We start from the raw sequence: 18,277 nt of genomic DNA, 5'->3' as shown, positions 1-18,277 counted from the left end.
GGTGGTCAGCCGAGCCGGACCTCCGCCGTCGCGAGGCCGAAGATCTTGCGCCCCGCCGACTTGGCGACGATCACGACGACGGCGGTCCCGGCCGCGGCGTCCACCGACTTCACCCGGCCGGTGAACTCCACCGTCCCGGCCCGCAGCGCCTCGATGACCGTGTAGTTGGACAGCCGGACCGCGTAGCGCAGCACCGCGCCCGGGTCGCCGAGCCAGCCGGTGACGAAGCCCGCGCCCAGCCCCATGGTGAGCATGCCGTGCGCGATCACGTCCGGCAGCCCGGCCAGCGCGGCGATGCCGTCGTGCCAGTGGATGGGGTTGGCGTCGCCGGAGACCCCGGCGTAGTTGACCAGGTCGCCGCGGGTGAGGTGCACGGTGCGGGCGGGGAGTTCGTCCCCGGCGGCGAGGTCGGCGAGGAGGACCGCCGTGTGCGGGGTGCGGGTGCGCGATTCGGGGGAGAGGCGCTGTCCGGGGGCGGACTCGGCGGCCGGGAGGTCGGCGGTCGCGGTCGTGCCGAGGCCGCTCATGATGACCCGGCCGATGGTCTCGCTGATGTCGGCGGCGACGTCCTCGCTGGTCAGCCCAACAACGGTGGTGTGCATGACCTGCGCGACCTCGTCGGCCCGGTCACTGAAGGTATTGGTGATGGTGAGCAGGTCCCTGCCGCCGATCCGGCGCACCGAGGACAGCTCGACATCGCTGACCAGCCGGTCGCCGGTGAGCACCGGTTTGTGCATCTCGAAGACCTGGTCGGTCTGCACGATCACGTCGTACCCGGCGAGTACGGTCTCCAGCAGCTTGCGGTTGGCGAGCATGGCCACGGTGGAGATGAAGGTGATCGGCGCGATCAGCCCCCGGTAGCCGAGCTCGGCCGCCGCGTCCTCGCTCCAGTGCGCCGGGTGGTAGTCCTGCACCGCCCGCGCGTACTCGCGGATCTTCTCCCGTCCCACCTCGTAGAAGTCGTCCGCGCGGTAGCGATACCCCACCAGCCCGGCCACGTCGAATGCCGCTTCCACCACAGTTTTCCTCCGAGAGCACCGAATTCACGAGTGAACGGACACCCTCTCACATTCCCCGGAGCGTTCGATCGGCCAGCAGGCGCCGGATCTCCCCGTTCGGGTACGGGGTGTCCCGGCTCTCCTGCCGGAGCGCGCGGAAGAACGGTGACAGCGCCGCGGCGACGGGTGCGTTCCGGAGCAGGACCGCCGCGGTCTCCTCGGGAACGCCCTCCGGCCTTCGGCCCTCGACGAAGGCGCGGACCAGGGCGGCGTGTTCCTCCCGCCGTGGCTGGTACAGCGCGGTGACCAGCCAATTCGCGAGGTAGCTCGCGATGTAGCCGCGGTCGTAGCTCCGGTGGCGCTCGAAGAACGCGGTCTCCGCCGGTGAGAGGTCGAACCGGTCGCTGAGCGCGAGGCCGTAGTCGGTGAAGTAGAGGCGGTGGCCGTCGGTGCGGATGTTCTCGAAGTGCGCGTCGAAGTGCAGCAGTCCGCGGCTGTTCATGAACGCGGCGCCCGCGGCCAGTTCCCGCTCCACCATCGCGCAGGCGCGGCCGTCGGTCTCGATCCGAGTGCCGAGCCACTCGGGCAGGTCCTGCGGGATGTACTCCAGGAACAGCGCGAGGCTCGCCGAGGAGTCCCGCAGGGCCTCGATCCGGTGGCGCACCTGTGGCCGGTCGTCCCAGTAGGCGACGGCGCGGTCGATGTCGGCGAGCTCCGCGGGCAGCGGGGTCGGGTCCGGGAGGACCCGCCAGTGGTACAGCAGCGGGAAACCCGCGTACTCGCCCGCGCGCACCCAGTTCGTGGTCATGGTGTGCACGGCGAGCTCGCGCCACGCCCCGAAGCCCGGCGAGCCGATCAGGCCGACGCCGTACTGGCAGAACGTCGGCAGGTCGAACACATTCGCCGTGGACCGGGCACGCACCTCCGCATCGGTGAGCGGCACCCGCTTGACGAAGACCGGCGTTCCCGCGGCCTCCAGCAGCGTCGACTTCCCGCCGATCCCGACCCCGACGGGTGTGCCTGCGTCCACGAGGTCGCTCAGCGCGCGATCGCCGTGCAGCGCCAAGGCGGTCGAGACGTCGCTGTAGGCACGCAGCCGCGCCACGTCCCGGCTCACGGTGCGATGGCAGGCTGCCCGGCGCGCGTCGACCTGTCCGCGCGTGGGAGCAGCTCGGTCCGGTCGGTACGCAGCACGGCTGAAGGCATCACCACAGTGTCGCAGTCGAAATGCATCGGTATCGGTCAAACCTTGCGCCGCGGGAGGAGCAGCGCCGGGATCACGGCCAGCGCCATGAGGACCGGAGCGACCAGGTAGGAGTCCTGGAAGGCCTGGGCCAGCGCGGGTGCCAGCTCGGCGTGTGCCTCGGGCCCCATGTGGTGCAGCGCCTGCAATCCGCCGTCGACCGGGAGCAGCGCGGCCAGCACCACCGAGGTGACGGCGGTGCCGATGGCGAGCGCGGTGGTATTGACCATGTTCACCGTGGTGGTGCCGCCGGCCTGCTGCGCCGGCGCGAGGCCGCGGGTGGCGGTGGTGATGGCGGGCATCATGGTGCCGCCGCCGCCCGCGCCCATGAGCAGCATGGCCGCGCAGAGCCCCCAGTACGGGGCGTCGGCGTCGAGCTGGGCCCGGAAGAGCAGGAAGCCGAGCAGCCCGACCCCGATCGAGATCGGCAGGTAGCGCCCCGGTGGCACCCGGTCGATAAGCCGCCCCGCCACCTGCATGGCGACCCCGGACGCCAGCGCGAACGGTATCCCCAGCGCCCCCGCGACCGTGGCCGACTCCCCGCGCACCACCTGGAAGTACAGCGGCAGCAGCAGCATCGAGCCGAAGTACCCGGCCGCGAAGAGCCCGAGCACCGCCGCGGCCGCCGCCACCGTCCGGTCGCGCAGCACCCGCAGGTCGAGCAGCGGGTCCTCGGCGGTGAGGCCGCGATACCCGAAGGCCGCCACCAGCGCCGCCCCGGCCAGCAGCGGCGCCAGGACCGCGGCCGAGCCGAAGCCGCCGCGCTCGCCCGCCGCGGTGACGCCGTAGATGAGCAGCGCGAGCCCGGGCGACATGAGCGCGAGCCCGATCAGGTCCAGCCGCCTGCGCGGCTCCGGCACATCGGCCGGGAAGACCCGCGCGGCGAGCAGCACCACCAGCGCAGCCACCGGGACGTTCACGAAGAACATCCAGCGCCAGGAGACCTCGTCGATCAGGTACCCGCCGAGCACCGGCCCGGCCAGCGGGCCGACCAGGATGGCCAGCCCGAGCGTGCTCATCAACCGGCCGAGCCGCTCCGGGGTGGCCGCGGCGGCACGCAGCAGGATCGTCATGCCGACCGGCATGAGCAGCCCGCCGCCCACCCCCTGCAGCACCCGGAAGGCGATGAGCGAGCCGATATTCCAGGCCAGCCCGGCCAGCAGCGAGCCGAGCGCGAAGAAGATGACCGCGAAGAGGTAGAGCCGCTTGGCGCCGAACCGCCCGATGGCCCAGGCCGAGGCGGGCACGACGGCGCCGAGCGCCAGCGCGTAGCCGGTGGCCACCCACTGGATGGTGGCGAGGGGCGCGTCGAAATCGATGGAGAGCCGGTGGATGGCGACATTGACGATGGTCTGGTCCAGCGTGGACATGATCGAGCCGACCACGAGGACCAGCGCGACGATCATCGGATCGCGCTCGGCGGTACCGGGTTTCGTGAGAGTATCCGTCACGGTTGGCCCTCAGCCGCCGTACGGGCGGGTGGCGCGGGCGGTGCGCAGCGCCTCGCCCCACCAGACGAGCTGGTCGAGCAGGGTGGTGGCGGCGCCGTCGGCCCCGGCGTCGGCGCGCAGGCGGCCGCCGTCGACGCGGCTCCACGGATTGTGGAAGCTCACGGTGTCGCGCACGGTGACGGCGTGCAGCTCGGCGAAGACGCCGCGCAGGTGCTCGACCGCGCGCAGCCCGCCGGAGACGCCGCCGTAGCTCACGAAACCGACCGGCTTGGCCCGCCATTCGGCCGAGTGCAGGTCGATCAGGTTCTTCAGCGCGCCCGGGTAGCTGTGGTTGTACTCCGGGGTGACGACGACGAAGGCATCGGCGGCGGCCAGCGCGGCCGCCGCCGGGGCCAGCCCGGGCGCCGGGGCGCCGAAGGAGTGCGGCAGCTCGGTCTCGCCGACGTCGACGACGGCGGGGGTCAGCTCAGGCCGCGTGCGGGCGCGGTCCAGGAACCAAGGCGCCACGGCCGGGCCGAGCCGGCCCGGCCTGGTGCTGCCGACGACGACGGCGATCCGCAGGGGTTCGGTCACGGTGGAGTTCATGGCTCCACCGTGACTCCTCAACCATTGTTGAGGTCAAGCGGATACTTCGCTCCGGTCTCCGCTCCACAGCGTGTGGAACTTGCCCTCGGCGTCGGTGCGCTCGTAGGTGTGGGCGCCGAAGAAGTCGCGCTGGCCCTGGGTGAGCGCGGCGGGGAGCCGTTCGGCGCGCAGCGCGTCGTAGTAGGCGAGCGAGGAGCCGAAGGCGGGCACCGGGATTCCGAGCTGGATGGCGGTGGCGACGACGCGGCGCCAGGAGTCGATGCCGGTCTCGATGGCGTCGCGGAAGTAGGGCGCGAGGATCAGCGAGGGCAGCTCCGGGTTCTCGTCGTAGGCCTCGGTGATCCGGTTCAGGAAGCGGGCGCGGATGATGCAGCCGCCGCGCCAGATTCGCGCCAGGTCACCGGGGGTGAGGTTCCAGCCGTACTCGGCGCTGCCCGCGGCGATCTGGTCGAAGCCCTGGGCGTAGGCGATCACCTTGGAGGCGTACAGCGCGCGGCGGATGTCCTCGGTGAAGGTCTCGGCGTCGGCGGGCTTGTCGGCCAGGGTGCCGGAGGCGAGGCCCTTGGCGGCCTTGCGCTGGGCGCGGGAGCCCGAGATGGCGCGGGCGAAGACCGCCTCGGCGATTCCGGTGACCGGGATACCGAGGTCGAGGGCGGATTTCACGGTCCAGCGGCCGGTGCCCTTCTGCTCGGCGGCGTCCACGATCACATCCACCAGCGCCTTGCCGGTCTTGGCGTCGACCTGGTTGAGGACCTCGGCGGTGATCTCGACCAGGTAGCTTTCGAGATCCCCGGTGTTCCACTGGGTGAAGACGTCCGCGATCTGCTTGGCGTCGTAGCCGAGCGCGTCGCGGAACAGGTGGTAGGCCTCGCCGATGAGCTGCATATCGGCGTACTCGATGCCGTTGTGCACCATCTTCACGAAGTGCCCCGACCCGTCCGGGCCGATGTGGGTGCAGCACGGGGTGCCGTCGACCTGCGCGGCGATCGATTCCAGCAGGGGGCCGAGGGATTCGTAGGACTCGGCGGGCCCGCCGGGCATGATCGAGGGCCCGTTCAGCGCCCCTTCCTCGCCGCCGGAGATGCCCGCGCCGACGAAGTTCAGGCCGCGCTCGCGAAGGGCGGCTTCGCGGCGGATGGTGTCGGTGTAGAGGGCATTGCCGCCGTCGATGATGATGTCGCCGGGCTCCATGGCCGAGGCGAGCTCTTCGACCACGGCGTCGGTGGCATCGCCCGCCTTGACCATGATGAGCACCCGGCGCGGCTTCTCCAGGGCGTCGATGAGCTCGGCGACGGTCTCGGTGCGCACGAAATCGCCGTCGCCGGAGTGCTCGGCGAGCAGCGCGTCGGTCTTGGCGATGCTGCGGTTGTGCAGAGCGACGGTGTAGCCGTGGCGCGCGAAGTTGCGGGCGATATTGCTGCCCATGACCGCGAGGCCGGTGACCCCGATCTGTGCGCGCGCGGTGGGGTTCGTCATGAACCAGCTCTCCTCAGTCGACGGTGGATGGTGGCGGCGCGGGACCGCACGCTTCTTCTTACCCTGCGCCGCCACCGGGGGCGTCAGCGGACGGCAGCCACCGCCGTGCCGATCAGCTCCGCGACCACCTCCGGCCGCGACACCGAGACCGCGTGCGAGGCCGCGACCTCGACCGATACCGCGCCCGCGCGCTCGGCCATGAAGCGCTGCGCCGCCACCGGGATGTTCTTGTCGTCGGTGGTGAGCAGGGCGTACACCGGGACGTCGCGCCAGGCGGTCGCCGCGGCGCCCTCCTGCAGCGCGGCCAGCGCCACCGGCCGCTGGGTGACCGCCATGAGCGCGGCCGTGGCGCTGTCCACGTCTGCGGCGAACTGCCCGGGGAACTCGTCCTGCCGGATGGTCAGCTCGGTGCCGCCCGGGTACTCCGCCGGAGCCGTGGTCGGCCCGAGCGTGGAGCCGGGGAACCTGTCGGTGAGCTCCAGCGCGCTCTCCCCGGCCTCCGGGATGAAGGCCGCCACGTACACCAGCGCGGCCACGTTCGGCTGCCCGGCCGCCGCCACGGTGATCACGCTGCCACCGTAGGAGTGCCCGGCCAGCACCACCGGGCCCTCGACGGTGCGCAGCACCGAGGCGACGTAGGCGGCGTCGGCGGCCAGCCCGCGCAGCGGGTTCGCCGCGGCGAGCACCCGGTGCCCGTCGGCCCGCAGCCGGGCGATCACGCCGTTCCAGCTGGCGGAGTCGGCGAAGGCGCCGTGCACCAGCACGATCGTCGGCGCGCTCACGCGGGGTGCAGCGCGGAGCGCAGGGTCGCGACGGCCTGGGCGACCGCGGCCTTGGCGGCCTCGGTGTCGTGCAGCGTGTTCAGCATGACGAAGTCGTGCACGATGCCGCCGTAGCGCACCGCCGTCACCGGGACGCCGGCCGCGCGCAGCTTGGCCGCGTACGCCTCGCCCTCGTCCCGCAGCACGTCGGCCTCGGCGGTGATGACCAGCGCGGGCGGCAGCCCGGCCAGCTGCTCGGTGCTGGCCCGCAGCGGCGAGGCGGTGATCTGCGCGCGGTCCTCTTCACTGGTCGTGTACTGGTCCCAGAACCACTGCATGCCCTCGCGGGCCAGGAAGTACCCCTCGGCGAAGCGGTGGTAGGACTCGGTGTCGAAGGCCGCGTCGGTGACCGGGTAGAAGAGCACCTGCTGCACGAAGTTCAGGTCGCCGCGCTCCTTGGCGAGCAGGGTGAGCGCGATGGCCATATTGCCGCCGACCGAGTCACCGGCCACGGCGATGCGCGAGGCGTCCAGGCCGTGCGCGGCGCCGTCGCTCACGACCCACTGCGCCACCCGGTAGGACTGCTCGTTGGCGACCGGGTACCGCACGTCGGGGGAGCGGTCGTACTCCGGGAAGACCACCGCGGCGTTCGCGCCGACGGCCAGATCGCGCACCAGCCGGTCGTGGGTGTGCGCGTCGCCGAAGACCCAGCCCGCGCCGTGCGTGTAGACGAGCACCGGCAGCGCGCCCGCGGCGCCCTTCGGCTTGACGATGCGGGCCTTGACCGACCCGGTGGGGCCGCCCTCGACGGTGACCCACTCCTCGTCGATCTCGGGCTTCCAGATCTCCGAATCCTGCACCCCGTCGACCGTCTTGCGGCCCTCGTCGGGGTCGAGCTGGAAGAGGAAGGGCGGCTCCGAGGTCGCGTCCACGAAGGCCTGGGCGGCGGGTTCGAGCGAGAGGCCGTGCGGGTTTCCTGCCATGGCGGTTGCCTTTCTTGTTGGAACGTTTCAGGAGAGAGCGGAGAGCGCGTCGGTGATCACCGCGACCACCTCGTCGGGGTGCGTGCGCATCACCAGGTGGGGCCCGTCGATCTCGACGACCGCGCGCAGCCCGGCGCGCTGGTAGCCGAAGCGCTCGACGTCCGGGTTGATGGTGCGGTCGGCACCGGAGACGATGCCCCATCCGGGCTTGGTCTTCCAGGCCGCCACGCTGGCCGGTTCGCCGAAGGCGAAGGCGGTGAGCGGACGCTGCGAGACGGCGAGCACCGCGGCCTCGGCCGGATCCAGCCCGGCGGCGAAGACCTCGGGGAACTTCGCGATATCGACCGAGACATCGGTGCCGGGCTCCCCCTCCGCGACCGGGTACGGGGTGTAGACCAGCGCCGCTGCCAGCGCCGAGTCCGGGAAGCCGCCCTGCAGCTGCCCCAGGCTCTCGCCCTCGTCCAGCGCGTACCCCGCGACGTAGACCAGCCCCGCGACGTTCTCGGCCACCCCGGCCACGGTGATCACCGCGCCGCCGTAGGAGTGCCCGGCCAGCAGTACCGGGCCGTCGATGCCCTCCACCACCGCGCGGATCGAGGCCGCGTCGGCGGCGAGGCTGCGGTTGTAGACCGGCGGCACGAGCACCCGGTGCCCCTGCGCGAGCAGCCGCTGGGTGACCGGGGCCCAGCTGGCGGCGTCGGCGAAGGCGCCGTGCACCAGGACGATGGTGGGGGAGGCCATGGGATTTCCTTTCCGGACCGGCGGGTGCCGGCGCCCCCTCGAGTCTTCGCCCGCGCGGGCCGCGGTGCCCCGCCTCATCGGCCCGGAAAGCCACCGATCGGGACACGGGTTCACGAGCCGACCGCCGCCAGCAGCGGTGCGCCCGCGCTGCCGGTAGAGCGGAATCGCTGCTGGTACTTGCGCGGCGAGATGCCGAGCCGGGCCACGAAGGCCCGGCGCAGCGCCTCGCTGCTGCCGTACCCGGCGGCCATCGCCGCCTCGGTGACGCCGGCGCCCGCGTGCAGCAGATCGCGCGCCACCCCGAACCGGATGAACGCCACGTACTCCGCGGGCGAGCGCTCCAGCTCCGCCCGGAACAGCCTGGTCAGGTGCCGGACGCTGACCCGGGCGTGCGCGGCGAGGCTCTGCACGGTATGCGGCGCCGCCGGGTCGGCGCAGATCAGGTCGACCACCGCGCGCACCAGCGGGGTGCGCGGCGCCGGGCCGCTCAGCGAGGCCGAGAACTGCGACTGCCCGCCCGCCCGCTGCATGTACACCACCAGTGACTGCGCCACCCGGCGCGCCACATCGGCGCCGTGGTCCTCCTCGACCAGCGCCAGCGCCAGATCCATGCCGGCGGCGACCCCCGCCGAGCTGTACAGCGTGCCGTCGCGCACGAAGATGGCGTCCGGATCGACCGCGACCCGGGGGTAGCGCCGGGCCAGGTCGGCGGTGAACTTCCAGTGCGTGGTCGCCCGCCTGCCGTCCAGCAGCCCGAGCTCGCCGAGCACGTAGGCGCCGCTGCAGATCGAGGCGAGTCTCCTGGTGCGCGCCGAGAGGTGCCGCGCCGCCGCGAGCACCTCGGGGGTGACGAAGACCGAGGGCGAGCGCTCACTGCCCGGGATCACCACGGTGTCGAAGCGCCCCGCGTCCGCCGCGGCACCGGCGACCTCCACCCTGGCGCCGATCGAGGTACTCACATCGCCGCCGTCCGGGGAGAGCAGCACCACCTGGTAACCGTTCAGCGACTGGTTCGCCTCCACGAAGACCTCCGCGGGTCCGGCGAAGTCCAGCAGCTTCACACCGTCGAAGAGCAGGATGCCGATCCGGCGCCTTGCGGGTACAGCGAACTCCGAGCACATACCGAGCAGTATTATGGAGTCACGGCTCCAGAACAACCGGTGTGCGCGAACTCGCCATCGGATACCGTGGCGCCATGGGACGCCCCCGCCGGTTCGACGAGTCGGAGCTGCTCGATGCCGCCACCGAGCTGTTCTGGACCCGCGGCTTCGACGACACCTCCGTCGAGGACGTCTCCCGCGCCACCGGGATCGGCAACGGCAGCATCTACGCCGCCTTCGGCAGCAAACGCGGCCTCTTCCTCGCCGCCTACGGCCGCTACTGCGAGCGCCGCGCCGCGCTCATCCGCGAGGTCATGGCGTCCGCGCCCGGCTCGCCGCGCGACGCCGTCCGCGCGCTCTTCCACGCCGTCCTCGACGGCTGTGCCGAGCACCCCGACCGCCGCGGCTGCCTCATGCTGAACAGCATCGCGGGGCTCGGCGTCCGCATCCCCGAGGTGGTCGAGATCGGCGCGAACGCCACCGCCATCATGGAGCGGGCCGTCGCCGAGCGGCTCGCCGTCGCCGCCGGATTCGAGGTCGAGGTGGTCGCCGCGCAGGTGGTGCTGGTGGCGCAGGGGCTGATCCAGGGGAGCAGGCTCGGGATGCCGCGGGAGCGGCTGGCGGCGATCGCCGAGGTGTCGGTGGCCGGGCTCCCGATCACCGACGACGTCCCGGTGGCCTGATCAGAGCAGTTTGCCGATGGGGCTCCGCTCGACCTCGCGGAGTAGCTCGGCGACATCGTCGCAGACGAACTCCGCGCCCGCCGTGGTCAGCTCGTCGCGCGAGACGCCACCGCTGAGGACGCCGACGGCGCGCACGCCGGCGGCGGTGGCGGCCTCGGCGTCCCAGACCGTGTCGCCGACGAAAACCGCCCGATCAGCGGGGACACCGGCGCGCTCGAGCGCGACGCGGACGATCGCCGGGTCGGGTTTGGCGGTCTCCACATCGTCGGCGTCGGTGACGGCGTGCAGGATCGGCTCACTGTCGAGCAGCTCGCGCAGGCGCTCGAGCTCGTCGGGCGGGGCGGAGGTGGCGAGCACGATGCGCAGGCCGCGATCGTGCAGCGCGTGCAGGATTTCCCGCGCGCCGGGGAGCAGGGTGAGCTCCCCGGCGGACTCCAGGTAGTAGCGGGAGTGCAGCTCGTCGGCGCGATCGGCGTCGGCATCGGGGGCGAGCGTCTCGATCAGGGTGTCGCCGTCCATGCCGATGGCGCGGTGGATGCGCCAGCTCGGCACCTCCGCGCCCGCCGCGCGGAAGGCGCGGTGCCAGGCGCGGGTGTGCAGGTAGTTGGAGTCGACGAGGGTTCCGTCGATATCGAACAGCACGGCGGCGGGGTCGGGCACGGGCTCCTCCTCGGGTCGGGGTGACGCCCGGGTACCCGGCCCGCCGCGCGGGAATCAGCCGCCGAGGGTGGCGAGCACCGTGCTCGCCTGGTGGTTCACGCCCAGCTGGTTCGGGTGGAAGGGCAGGGCCGGGCCGGGCGGGTCGGCGGTGACCGGGATCAGCCCCTCGACCCAGCGCACGCCGGGCGCGCGGCAGGCATCGTGCCCGACGCTGCCCGCGTAGGTGTTCGCGAACTCCACCCCGGTCTGCCTGGCCACCGCGGCGAGCATGGTGTTCAGTTCGGAGAGCTTCTCGGCGAGCCAGTTCACGTCGGTCGGCGAGATCGGGATGATCGGGTAGCACGGGTCGCCGACGGCGACGCCGTCCAGGTAGTTCAGCATGACGATCCGGGCCCGCGGCGACCGCGCCTTGATGCCATCGATGGTCGCGGCGATTGTCGGCGCGGCGGCCTCGATCCGCTGCGTCATCTGGTCGACGCCGTTCACCACGAAGCGGTCGACGCACGGCGAGAGCGCCGGGTTCGGGGTGATGCAGGTGCGCACCGTGGCCGCGAGCCCGACGTTGTTGCCGCCGATCAGGATGGTCACCAGGTCGGTGTCCGGGGTGAGCCGGTCGAACTGCGGGGTGTTGTAGGACGGGTACTGGTCCTTGCCGAGCGGCTGGTCGGCCGTCATGTCCTCGGTGGTGGCGCCGGCGCAGGCCGCGTCCCGGAAGGTCGGCACGTTCAGCGCCTCGGCCACCTGCCTGGCGAAGTTCTGCGTGCGCTGCAGACAGCCGAGCGGCACGAACTCGGAGTTGAGCAGCGCCGGGTTGAGGGTGGCGCCCGCCGACCACGAGTCACCGAGCGACACGTACTCGGTGTAGCCCGGTGGTTGCGCGGTGGCGAGCGGCGCCGCGGCGCAGGTCAGCACAGTTCCAGCAAACGCGGCGACAACAGTCCGCCACATGGGCACCTCCGGGTCTCGTTGCGGGCGAGCTTGGCAGGTGACAGCGTGCCAGCAGATTGCCCGCAACGGGGGAGATTGTCCGTTTCGCTAGGGTGTGGCGTGATCTCCGCACTCCTGCTCCTCACCGCACTCGTCCAGCTCGCCTGCGTGGCCCTGCTCTGGACCCGCACCACCCGGCCCGCCCGCGTCCGGCTGCTCGCGGTCGTCGGGCTCGGCGTGGCCTACGACTCCGCGATCATCGGGCTCGGCGCGGTGCTCGGCGCGGGCGCGCTGCTGGAGACGCTGAGCATCGGCCGCTTCGTCGGCCACGCCCTGCTCACCCCGGTGCTGGTGCTTTGGGCGGCGGACCGGGTGGGCGCCGGGCAGCGGCTGCGGTGGTCCTCGATCGCGCTGACCGCCGTGCTGATCGCCTGGGGCGTGTTCGAGCTGGCGCACCTGGACCTGATCCCTAAGGAGTACGCCGACACCCTGCGCTACGCCTCGGCCGAGCCCGCGCCGCCGATCGTCCCGCTGGTCGTCACCGTGGTGCTGCTGGCCGCGAGCATCTGGCTGCTGCGGCGAGAGTCCCGGTGGGCGCCGCTGGTCGGCACGGTACTGCTGGTCGGGGCGTCCGGCGCGGCGGTGGCGGTGCCGCCGCTCGGCAATATCGGCGAGGCCGCCATGCTCGTGGGGCTCACCGCGGCCGAGTTGCCGCGCCGGTCCAGGACATGACGAACGGGCCCCGGATCGCTCCGGGGCCCGCTCGCTCGGGGGAGTCAGTGCTGGAGCACGCGCTCCCTGGTGTCGTCGACGGTGCTGTCGGTCCGCGTCGTCGTCCCGTGCTGCATGGGATCGAGCGCCGGATCGATGTCGATCGTGGTGCGCAGCGGCTTGTTCGGCAGCAGCGCGGTGGCGATCAGCGCGATCACGCAGGCCGCGGCGGCGACCAGGAAGATGCGCCCGGTGGCGTCGCCGTAGGCGGCGCGCACGATCTCCAGCACCGGTGCGGGCAGCGATTTCAGGTCCAGGCTGCCGCCGCCGGAGCTCCCGGCCGGGATGCCGAGCTTGGCGAAGCCCTCGGCGGAGAGCTCACCCACCCGGGTGGCCAGGATCGAGCCGAGCACCGAGACCCCGATCGCGCCGCCGAAGGTCCGGAAGAACGCGACATTGCTGGAGGCGGCGCCGATGTTCTGCACGCTCACCGTGTTCTGCACGGCCAGCACCAGGTTCTGCATCATCATGCCGACGCCGAGGCCGACCACGGTGATGTAGACGCCGACCAGCCACAGGTTGGTGGCGTGGTCGATGGTGGAGAGCAGCCCGAAGCCGATCACCAGCAGCACCCCGCCGAACACCACGAACCGCTTCCACTTGCCGAACCGGGTGATCAGCTGCCCCGAGGTCACCGAGGCGATCAGCATGCCCGCCACCAGCGGGATGGTCAGGATGCCCGCCGCGGTGGGGGAGTAGCCCCGCGCGGTCTGGAAGTACTGGCCGAGGAAGGTGGTGGCGCCGAACATGCCGACCCCGACCGCGATCGAGGCGATGATCGCCAGCCCGGTGGTCTTCTCCAGCACGATGGGCAGCGGCACGATCGGCGACTCCGCCCGCCGCTCCACCCACACGGTGGCGGCCAGCAGCAGCACGCCCGCGCCGACGTAGAGCGCCGACTCCCGGGAGAACCAGTCGTAGTACCCGGCCTTGCCCGCGAAGGAGACCCAGATCAGCAGCACCGAGACGCCCGCGGTGAGCAGCGTGGCGCCCAGCCAGTCGATGGAGACGCCGGGCTTGCGCTCGGTGGGCAGCCGCAGCGTGCGCTGCAGCAGGAAGAGCGCGATCACGGCCAGCGGCACGCAGACGAAGAAGCACCAGCGCCAGCCCAGCGGGCTGTCCACGATCACGCCGCCCAGGATCGGGCCGCCGGACATGGAGACCGCCATGACCGCGCCCATGTAGCCGGAGTACCGGCCGCGCTCCCGCGGCGAGACGATGGAGCCGATGATGGCGACCACCAGCGCGGTCAGCCCGCCCATGCCGACGCCCTGGACGACCCGGGCGACCAGCAGCAGCGGCACGCTGTGCGCGAAGCCCGCGATCACCGAACCGATCACGAAGATCACGATGGCCGACTGCACGAGCAGCTTCTTGTTGAACAGGTCGGCGAGCTTGCCCCAGATCGGGGTGGTCGCCGCATTGGCGAGCAGCGCCGTGGTGATGACCCAGGCGTAGGCCGTCTGCGAACCCTTCAGGTCGCCGATGATGGTCGGCAACGCGGTCGCGACGATGGTGGTGCTCAGCAGCGCCGTGAACAGCGCGGCCAGCAGACCGGTCATCGCTTCCAGGATCTCGCGGTGCGTCATGGTGGCGGGCTCTCGGTCCTTCACCGCCTCGGCTGTGGTTGACATCGAATACCTGACTTTCTATCGAACCGGCTGGTGCTCGCCCGCGCCGGTGCGGAGAGCGTGTTCGGTGAGCTTTTCCCGGAGGCTCCGGATGGTGCTGCGGGCGCGTTCGGCGTCGTCGTCGCCCCAGTCCTCGAGCAGGGCGGCCATGACCTCGGCGCGCTTGGCCCGGATCCGGCGCAGCAGCGCGCGGCCCCGGTCGGTGATGTGCAGGACCGTGGCCCTGCCGTCGGTCGGGTCGGGATGCCTGGTCAGCAACTCGTCCGCGACCAGTTCGGCGACGTGGCGGCTCAGCGCCGACGGGCTGAGGCACATGGAGACCGCGAGATCGCCCTGCCTGCACGGGCCGTGCTCCTCCAGGGTGACCAGCACCCCGAGGCCGCCGGCGAGCAGCCGTTCGTCCTCGTTGCGGGCGATGGAGACCTTGATGGCCCGGCCCATGAGGTAGAGCTCGTCGATCAGGCTCTGGGCCGTCGCGCTCGACACCGCCATCTCCACCACTCCCGGGGATCACATTTGCTTGCTTGCGTTAAGCAACTATACGACGGTTGTTTGACACAAGCAACTAGTTTACCGGCGTGGGGTGGGTCACTCGTTGTTTGCCCGGGTCAGTCCTGGACGAGCAGGCCGATCGAGGCGGCGAGCAGGGGAGCCAGCTCGAACAGCTGAGTGCGCGAGATGGTGGCGCCGCGCAGCGCGGGCACCCCCTCGGTGACGGTGATGCTCGCGGCTTCGCGCAGGTCCACCTTCTCCAGGGTGGTGTCGCGGAGCGCGAACTCGACCCGGCTGCCCGGGAAGGTGACGCCGGAGAGCTTGGCGCCGCCGAGGTCGACATCGCGCAGGACGCAGTCGCGGAAGGTGACCTCGCGCAGCTGGGCGCTGCGGAAGTTCGCGCCGTCCAGTTTGCAGCCCTCGAAGGTGACCCTGCGCAGCCGCGCGCCGATGAGTTCCGCGCCGGCCAGCACCGACTCGACGAGTTCGACGTCCTGCCACGAGGATTCGGCCATGGCGGTGCCGGTCAGATCGGTATTGCGGAACCAGGAGTCGGCGAATCTCGTCGCGGTGAAGTCGGTGCCGGTCAGCTGGGCCGACCGGAGGGCGCACTCGGTGAAGCGCGCGTTGCGCACGGTGCCGTGCCGGTGGTCGCCCTCGATCAGGGCGCGGTCGTAGTCGCCCTCGTCGTCGAGGGGGTCGTCCAGGGGGTGGAGGTGGGCTGCGAAGGGGAGGTCATCGAGTTCGCGCACGTCGTGCACCCTAGTGGTGGGGGGCGACAGGGGGCGCTACTCGCCGTGGCCTTCCGGTGGTCTGTCGTAGGCGTCGACCGTCGCCTTCGCGGTGGACGGATCTTGCAGGACCAGCTCCCACGGGCCGGTATTGATCTCGAATCGCTTGCCGAAACCGAGCCACTTGCCCGCCAGGCGGGTGTGGGTGAGTTCGGCCAGGAGTTGCACGGCGCCGTGGTAGCGGGCGCCCCGGTAGTAGCCTTTCGCCGCTGTCTGCTCGCTCCAGGTGCCGGTGGCGATGTGACCATCGATGGTGAGGTCCATCTCCAGGGAGGACGCGGCGGAGTTCGGGAGGCTGCGGACGGTGAGTCGGGTGCCGTGCTGGAGCAGGACGACGTGGTGGGCGGCGGTGAAGGTGGCGTCGCGGCCGTCGGAGTAGTACTCGTAGCGGGAGAGCCAGATTCCGGCGAGGGTGCCGGGGGCGGGTCGAGCGGTCGGCGCGATCTGTTGCTCGGCGATCTCGCCGATCGGTGATCGGACTTCGTGGCCGAGGTCTCGGGTGGCCATCACGGCGCCGAATCCGAGTGTTTCGATCGGTAGGCCGAGTACGAGTTCCAACGCTCGGGCGTGTGCGGGCCGTGGGCTCGCGGTCTGGCCGGACTCCCAGCGCTGCACGAGCCGCTTGGTCGCGCTGTCGCAACCTGCTTCGCGCAGGGCGCGCGCCAGGTCGTCCTGGCTCAGCAGCCGCGCCGTCCGGGCGGCGCGCAGTGCGGCATTCGGGGTTGCGGCCATGCCACCCACGGTAGGCCCATGACGCCGGAATGTCGCCCCGTTCGGACCGAATCGACGCCGGGAATGCCATCGCGATCGGGGTTGCGCCGCAGGCAATCTGACCTCCATGGGGCGACCACGAGCAATCGGCTATCTCCGCCGCGATGTATCCGGCATTCAGCAGCACTGGGACGAGGCCCGGATCCGGGCGCGGGCCGAGCGCCTCGGCTACACGCTGCTGAAGACCGTGGCCTTCGGGGCGCGCACCACCGATCCCATCGGACGGCTCGCGGCGGTGGTGCGCGGGTCCGGTGCCGAGGCGGTGGTGACGCCCGGTCCGGCACACCTCGGCGAGCGCGTGCCGATCGAACTGCTCGCGGTCGCGGCCGTGGCCACTGTCTCACCCGAGCGGCTGTACTCGAAGTCGACCGCTCGGCGGTGACACGAGCTACCCCGCGGCGAGTGCGGCGGTGAGGAGGGCGAAGGCGGCGATGATGACGGCGACGCGGAGGTAGTGGTAGCGGTCCCAGCGGTCCGACTGCTCCTTCCAGTCGGCGGGGCGGTTCTCCGGGGTCCACCGCTTGGCCCGGTTGTTGATCGGGACGAGCAGAACCACGGACATGACCACGCTGACGATCAGCAGCGCGGCGGCAATGACGATGAGGTTCGTGCCGGGGTCGCCCCAGGCCACCGCGGCCCAGATGGCGCTGAGGACGAGGGAGCCGATGTACCAGACGGGCATGAGGGCACCGAGCATGCGGCCGCCGTGGGCCCGGCCGAGCTGGCCGGCGTCCTCGGGGAGCCCGGCGAAGATGCGGTTGAGGACGAAGGCGACGGCGAACTCCACGCCCACCATCAGCCCGACGATGACGACGGTGGTCACTCCGAGTGCGTTACTCACGACAATCTCCTGAATCTAGTGCTGCTAGTTCTCCGGTCAACACTAGAACTATCGGTGGCCGATTGTCTAGCGGTGCTAGGATCGGACCATGTCGGTACAGGAGCGGAAGCAGCGCGAGCGGGCGGACCGGGAGCGGCTGATCGTGGCGACGGCCCGTGAGCTCGCCGAGCAGCAGGGTTGGGATGCGGTCACCACGCGGCGGCTCGCGGAGCGCATCGAGTACAGCCAGCCTGTGCTCTACAGCCACTTCCGCGGGAAGCGCGAGATCATCGGGGCCGTCGCGCTGGAGGGCGCCGCCGAATTGGCGGCGGAGCTGCGGGCCGCGGCCGCTGCGGCGGAGGGGGCGCGCGGGCGGGTTACCGCCCTTGCTCGCGCGTACCTGGACTTCGCCGCGCGGACTCCACCGGTCTACGACGCCATGTTCCAGCTGGACGGCGGCTTGACCTTCGCGAGCGAGGAATCGCCGGAGCCGCTCAAGGACGCCTTCGCCGCCCTGCTGGAAACCCTCGCGGAGGTCACCGGTCCCGGTGTCGAGCCGGGCCTGTTCACCGAGGTCTTCTGGGCGGCGCTGCACGGGCTGGCCACCCTCACCCGCGCCGGACGGCTACCACCGGACGCCGCCGAGCAGCGAATCGAGCTGCTGGTCGACCGCCTCGCGGTGAGCTGACGATGCGCAGCGGGGACGAGGTCAAGGCGTGGTGGCTGGAAATGTTCGGGGACCTGCTGGCCCGGCCGGAGATGTTCGCGCGGAGCGGGCGGGAGATGGAGGCGGTCGCGGGCTGGCGGCTCCGCGACCTGTGTTATCTGGACGAGCGGGAAGAGGAATTCGAGAAAGTGCGGCGCGAGCTGCTGCGCTACGGGCAGTTCGGCGTGCACGGGCCGTTCGCTGCGATATTCGGGGAGCAGCACAGCTGTACGGCGGAAGTGGCGTCGATCTACGCTGAGCAGTTCCATCGGCTCGGCTATCTGAAAGTTGCTCGACTGGAGTGGGATTCGTCGAGATCGGTGCGGGAGTGGGTGGGCGAGGGGGATGTGCGGCGGAGCGATGTGCTGGCCGCCTTCGGCGAGCCGGGTCTGCGGGTCGGGTCGCGGGTGCTCTGCTACGCACCGGCCGACGGAAGCGGGTGGGTGTTCTTCGACTGCGCGCACGACGAACTGGTGCGGCGGTACGTGCCGGGTAAGGGGACTTACGAGAACGAGCGACCGCCGGACGATCCCCTGATCCGCGATGTGCGCATTCCGGCAGGCACCTTCGAGGAGCGGCTGATTCTCCCGCTGTACGGCCGGGTGCAGCGGTGGGGTGTGGGGTGGTGGATCCACCACCCCCGGTAGCCTTTACCGCCGGTCGAGCACCGCGCGGGTGACGGAGCGG

At 71.5% G+C, this 18,277-nt stretch carries 21 protein-coding genes; 5 read left to right on the top strand and 16 right to left on the bottom strand.

Annotation, left to right across the window (positions count from 1 at the left end):
• Positions 1-5 precede the first annotated feature (5 nt).
• The 9 genes from AB0H71_RS04370 to AB0H71_RS04330 all read right to left on the bottom strand — a co-directional run bounded on the left by AB0H71_RS04370 (position 6) and on the right by AB0H71_RS04330 (position 9,359).
• Entirely contained in the window at positions 6-1,019 is a 1,014-nt protein-coding gene (locus AB0H71_RS04370) for a fused (3R)-hydroxyacyl-ACP dehydratase subunits HadA/HadB (protein ID WP_357014714.1), read from the bottom strand.
• A gap of 46 nt (positions 1,020-1,065) precedes the next feature.
• Positions 1,066-2,115: a protein kinase family protein gene (locus AB0H71_RS04365; RefSeq protein ID WP_357014712.1), complete on the bottom strand. Its 1,050-nt coding sequence runs from the start codon at positions 2,113-2,115 to the stop codon at positions 1,066-1,068.
• A 125-nt stretch (positions 2,116-2,240) separates the two neighbouring features.
• Positions 2,241-3,692 carry a DHA2 family efflux MFS transporter permease subunit gene (locus AB0H71_RS04360; RefSeq protein WP_357014710.1) on the bottom strand — a complete coding sequence of 484 codons (1,452 nt, stop codon included), beginning with the start codon at positions 3,690-3,692 and terminating at the stop codon, positions 2,241-2,243.
• 9 nt (positions 3,693-3,701) lie between these two features.
• Positions 3,702-4,277: an NAD(P)H-dependent oxidoreductase gene (locus tag AB0H71_RS04355; RefSeq protein WP_357014709.1), complete on the bottom strand. Its 576-nt coding sequence runs from the start codon at positions 4,275-4,277 to the stop codon at positions 3,702-3,704.
• A 33-nt stretch (positions 4,278-4,310) separates the two neighbouring features.
• Positions 4,311-5,753 carry an NADP-dependent phosphogluconate dehydrogenase gene (gene gndA / locus AB0H71_RS04350; RefSeq protein WP_357014707.1) on the bottom strand — a complete coding sequence of 481 codons (1,443 nt, stop codon included), beginning with the start codon at positions 5,751-5,753 and terminating at the stop codon, positions 4,311-4,313.
• Positions 5,754-5,836: 83 nt separating this feature from the next.
• Positions 5,837-6,535, bottom strand: coding sequence for an alpha/beta hydrolase (locus tag AB0H71_RS04345; RefSeq protein ID WP_357014705.1), 699 nt, complete (start codon positions 6,533-6,535; stop codon positions 5,837-5,839).
• The gene (locus AB0H71_RS04340; protein WP_357014703.1) at positions 6,532-7,497 is read right to left on the bottom strand and encodes an alpha/beta hydrolase; all 966 of its coding nucleotides are present in this window, start codon (positions 7,495-7,497) and stop codon (positions 6,532-6,534) included. The genes AB0H71_RS04345 and AB0H71_RS04340 overlap by 4 nt, the downstream gene beginning before the upstream one ends.
• Before the next feature lie 27 nt (positions 7,498-7,524).
• A complete protein-coding gene (locus tag AB0H71_RS04335) occupies positions 7,525-8,238 on the bottom strand; it encodes an alpha/beta hydrolase (RefSeq protein ID WP_357014702.1) in 714 nt (237 codons plus the stop codon).
• Positions 8,239-8,348: 110 nt separating this feature from the next.
• Positions 8,349-9,359: a GlxA family transcriptional regulator gene (locus tag AB0H71_RS04330; protein WP_357014701.1), complete on the bottom strand. Its 1,011-nt coding sequence runs from the start codon at positions 9,357-9,359 to the stop codon at positions 8,349-8,351.
• Positions 9,360-9,433: 74 nt separating this feature from the next.
• Between AB0H71_RS04330 and AB0H71_RS04325 the strand changes: the two genes are divergently transcribed.
• Positions 9,434-10,021, top strand: a complete 588-nt coding sequence (locus tag AB0H71_RS04325) for a TetR/AcrR family transcriptional regulator (RefSeq protein WP_357014699.1) — start codon at positions 9,434-9,436, stop codon at positions 10,019-10,021.
• On the opposite strand, the gene AB0H71_RS04320 is transcribed toward AB0H71_RS04325, so the two are convergent.
• Complete coding sequence (locus AB0H71_RS04320) at positions 10,022-10,681, bottom strand: HAD family hydrolase (protein ID WP_357014698.1); 660 nt, start codon at positions 10,679-10,681, stop codon at positions 10,022-10,024.
• Between the two features lie 54 nt (positions 10,682-10,735).
• On the bottom strand, positions 10,736-11,593 hold the full coding sequence (locus AB0H71_RS04315; protein ID WP_357014696.1) for an SGNH/GDSL hydrolase family protein: 858 nt from the start codon (positions 11,591-11,593) through the stop codon (positions 10,736-10,738).
• A 135-nt stretch (positions 11,594-11,728) separates the two neighbouring features.
• Between AB0H71_RS04315 and AB0H71_RS04310 the strand changes: the two genes are divergently transcribed.
• Positions 11,729-12,340 carry a hypothetical protein gene (locus AB0H71_RS04310; RefSeq protein WP_357014694.1) on the top strand — a complete coding sequence of 204 codons (612 nt, stop codon included), beginning with the start codon at positions 11,729-11,731 and terminating at the stop codon, positions 12,338-12,340.
• 44 nt (positions 12,341-12,384) lie between these two features.
• Here AB0H71_RS04310 and AB0H71_RS04305 read toward each other — a convergent pair whose 3' ends face one another.
• The 4 genes from AB0H71_RS04305 to AB0H71_RS04290 form a co-directional block, all read right to left on the bottom strand.
• Positions 12,385-13,968, bottom strand: coding sequence for an MDR family MFS transporter (locus AB0H71_RS04305; protein ID WP_357016162.1), 1,584 nt, complete (start codon positions 13,966-13,968; stop codon positions 12,385-12,387).
• Positions 13,969-14,028: 60 nt separating this feature from the next.
• Positions 14,029-14,502 (bottom strand): MarR family transcriptional regulator, encoded by a 474-nt coding sequence (locus AB0H71_RS04300; protein WP_357014692.1) that lies wholly within the window; start codon positions 14,500-14,502, stop codon positions 14,029-14,031.
• A gap of 116 nt (positions 14,503-14,618) precedes the next feature.
• Complete coding sequence (locus AB0H71_RS04295; RefSeq protein WP_357014690.1) at positions 14,619-15,254, bottom strand: pentapeptide repeat-containing protein; 636 nt, start codon at positions 15,252-15,254, stop codon at positions 14,619-14,621.
• 36 nt (positions 15,255-15,290) lie between these two features.
• On the bottom strand, positions 15,291-16,025 hold the full coding sequence (locus AB0H71_RS04290) for a helix-turn-helix transcriptional regulator (protein WP_357014689.1): 735 nt from the start codon (positions 16,023-16,025) through the stop codon (positions 15,291-15,293).
• Positions 16,026-16,131: 106 nt separating this feature from the next.
• Here AB0H71_RS04290 and AB0H71_RS04285 point away from each other — a divergent pair, with 106 nt between their 5' ends.
• Positions 16,132-16,446, top strand: a complete 315-nt coding sequence (locus tag AB0H71_RS04285) for a hypothetical protein (protein ID WP_357014687.1) — start codon at positions 16,132-16,134, stop codon at positions 16,444-16,446.
• Between the two features lie 6 nt (positions 16,447-16,452).
• Here AB0H71_RS04285 and AB0H71_RS04280 read toward each other — a convergent pair whose 3' ends face one another.
• Positions 16,453-16,905 carry a DUF1772 domain-containing protein gene (locus AB0H71_RS04280; protein WP_357014685.1) on the bottom strand — a complete coding sequence of 151 codons (453 nt, stop codon included), beginning with the start codon at positions 16,903-16,905 and terminating at the stop codon, positions 16,453-16,455.
• 88 nt (positions 16,906-16,993) lie between these two features.
• Here AB0H71_RS04280 and AB0H71_RS04275 point away from each other — a divergent pair, with 88 nt between their 5' ends.
• Together AB0H71_RS04275 and AB0H71_RS04270 are read left to right on the top strand one after the other, a co-directional pair.
• On the top strand, positions 16,994-17,572 hold the full coding sequence (locus AB0H71_RS04275; RefSeq protein ID WP_357014683.1) for a TetR/AcrR family transcriptional regulator: 579 nt from the start codon (positions 16,994-16,996) through the stop codon (positions 17,570-17,572).
• A gap of 2 nt (positions 17,573-17,574) precedes the next feature.
• A complete protein-coding gene (locus tag AB0H71_RS04270) occupies positions 17,575-18,237 on the top strand; it encodes a hypothetical protein (protein ID WP_357014682.1) in 663 nt (220 codons plus the stop codon).
• The last annotated feature ends 40 nt before the right edge of the window (positions 18,238-18,277 follow it).

Origin of the sequence: Nocardia sp. NPDC050697, assembly GCF_040654395.1 — a bacterium.
Classification (GTDB): Bacteria; Actinomycetota; Actinomycetes; order Mycobacteriales; family Mycobacteriaceae; genus Nocardia.
Note: the sequence above shows the minus strand (reverse complement) of the source record. Positions and strands in the feature narration are given on the sequence as shown.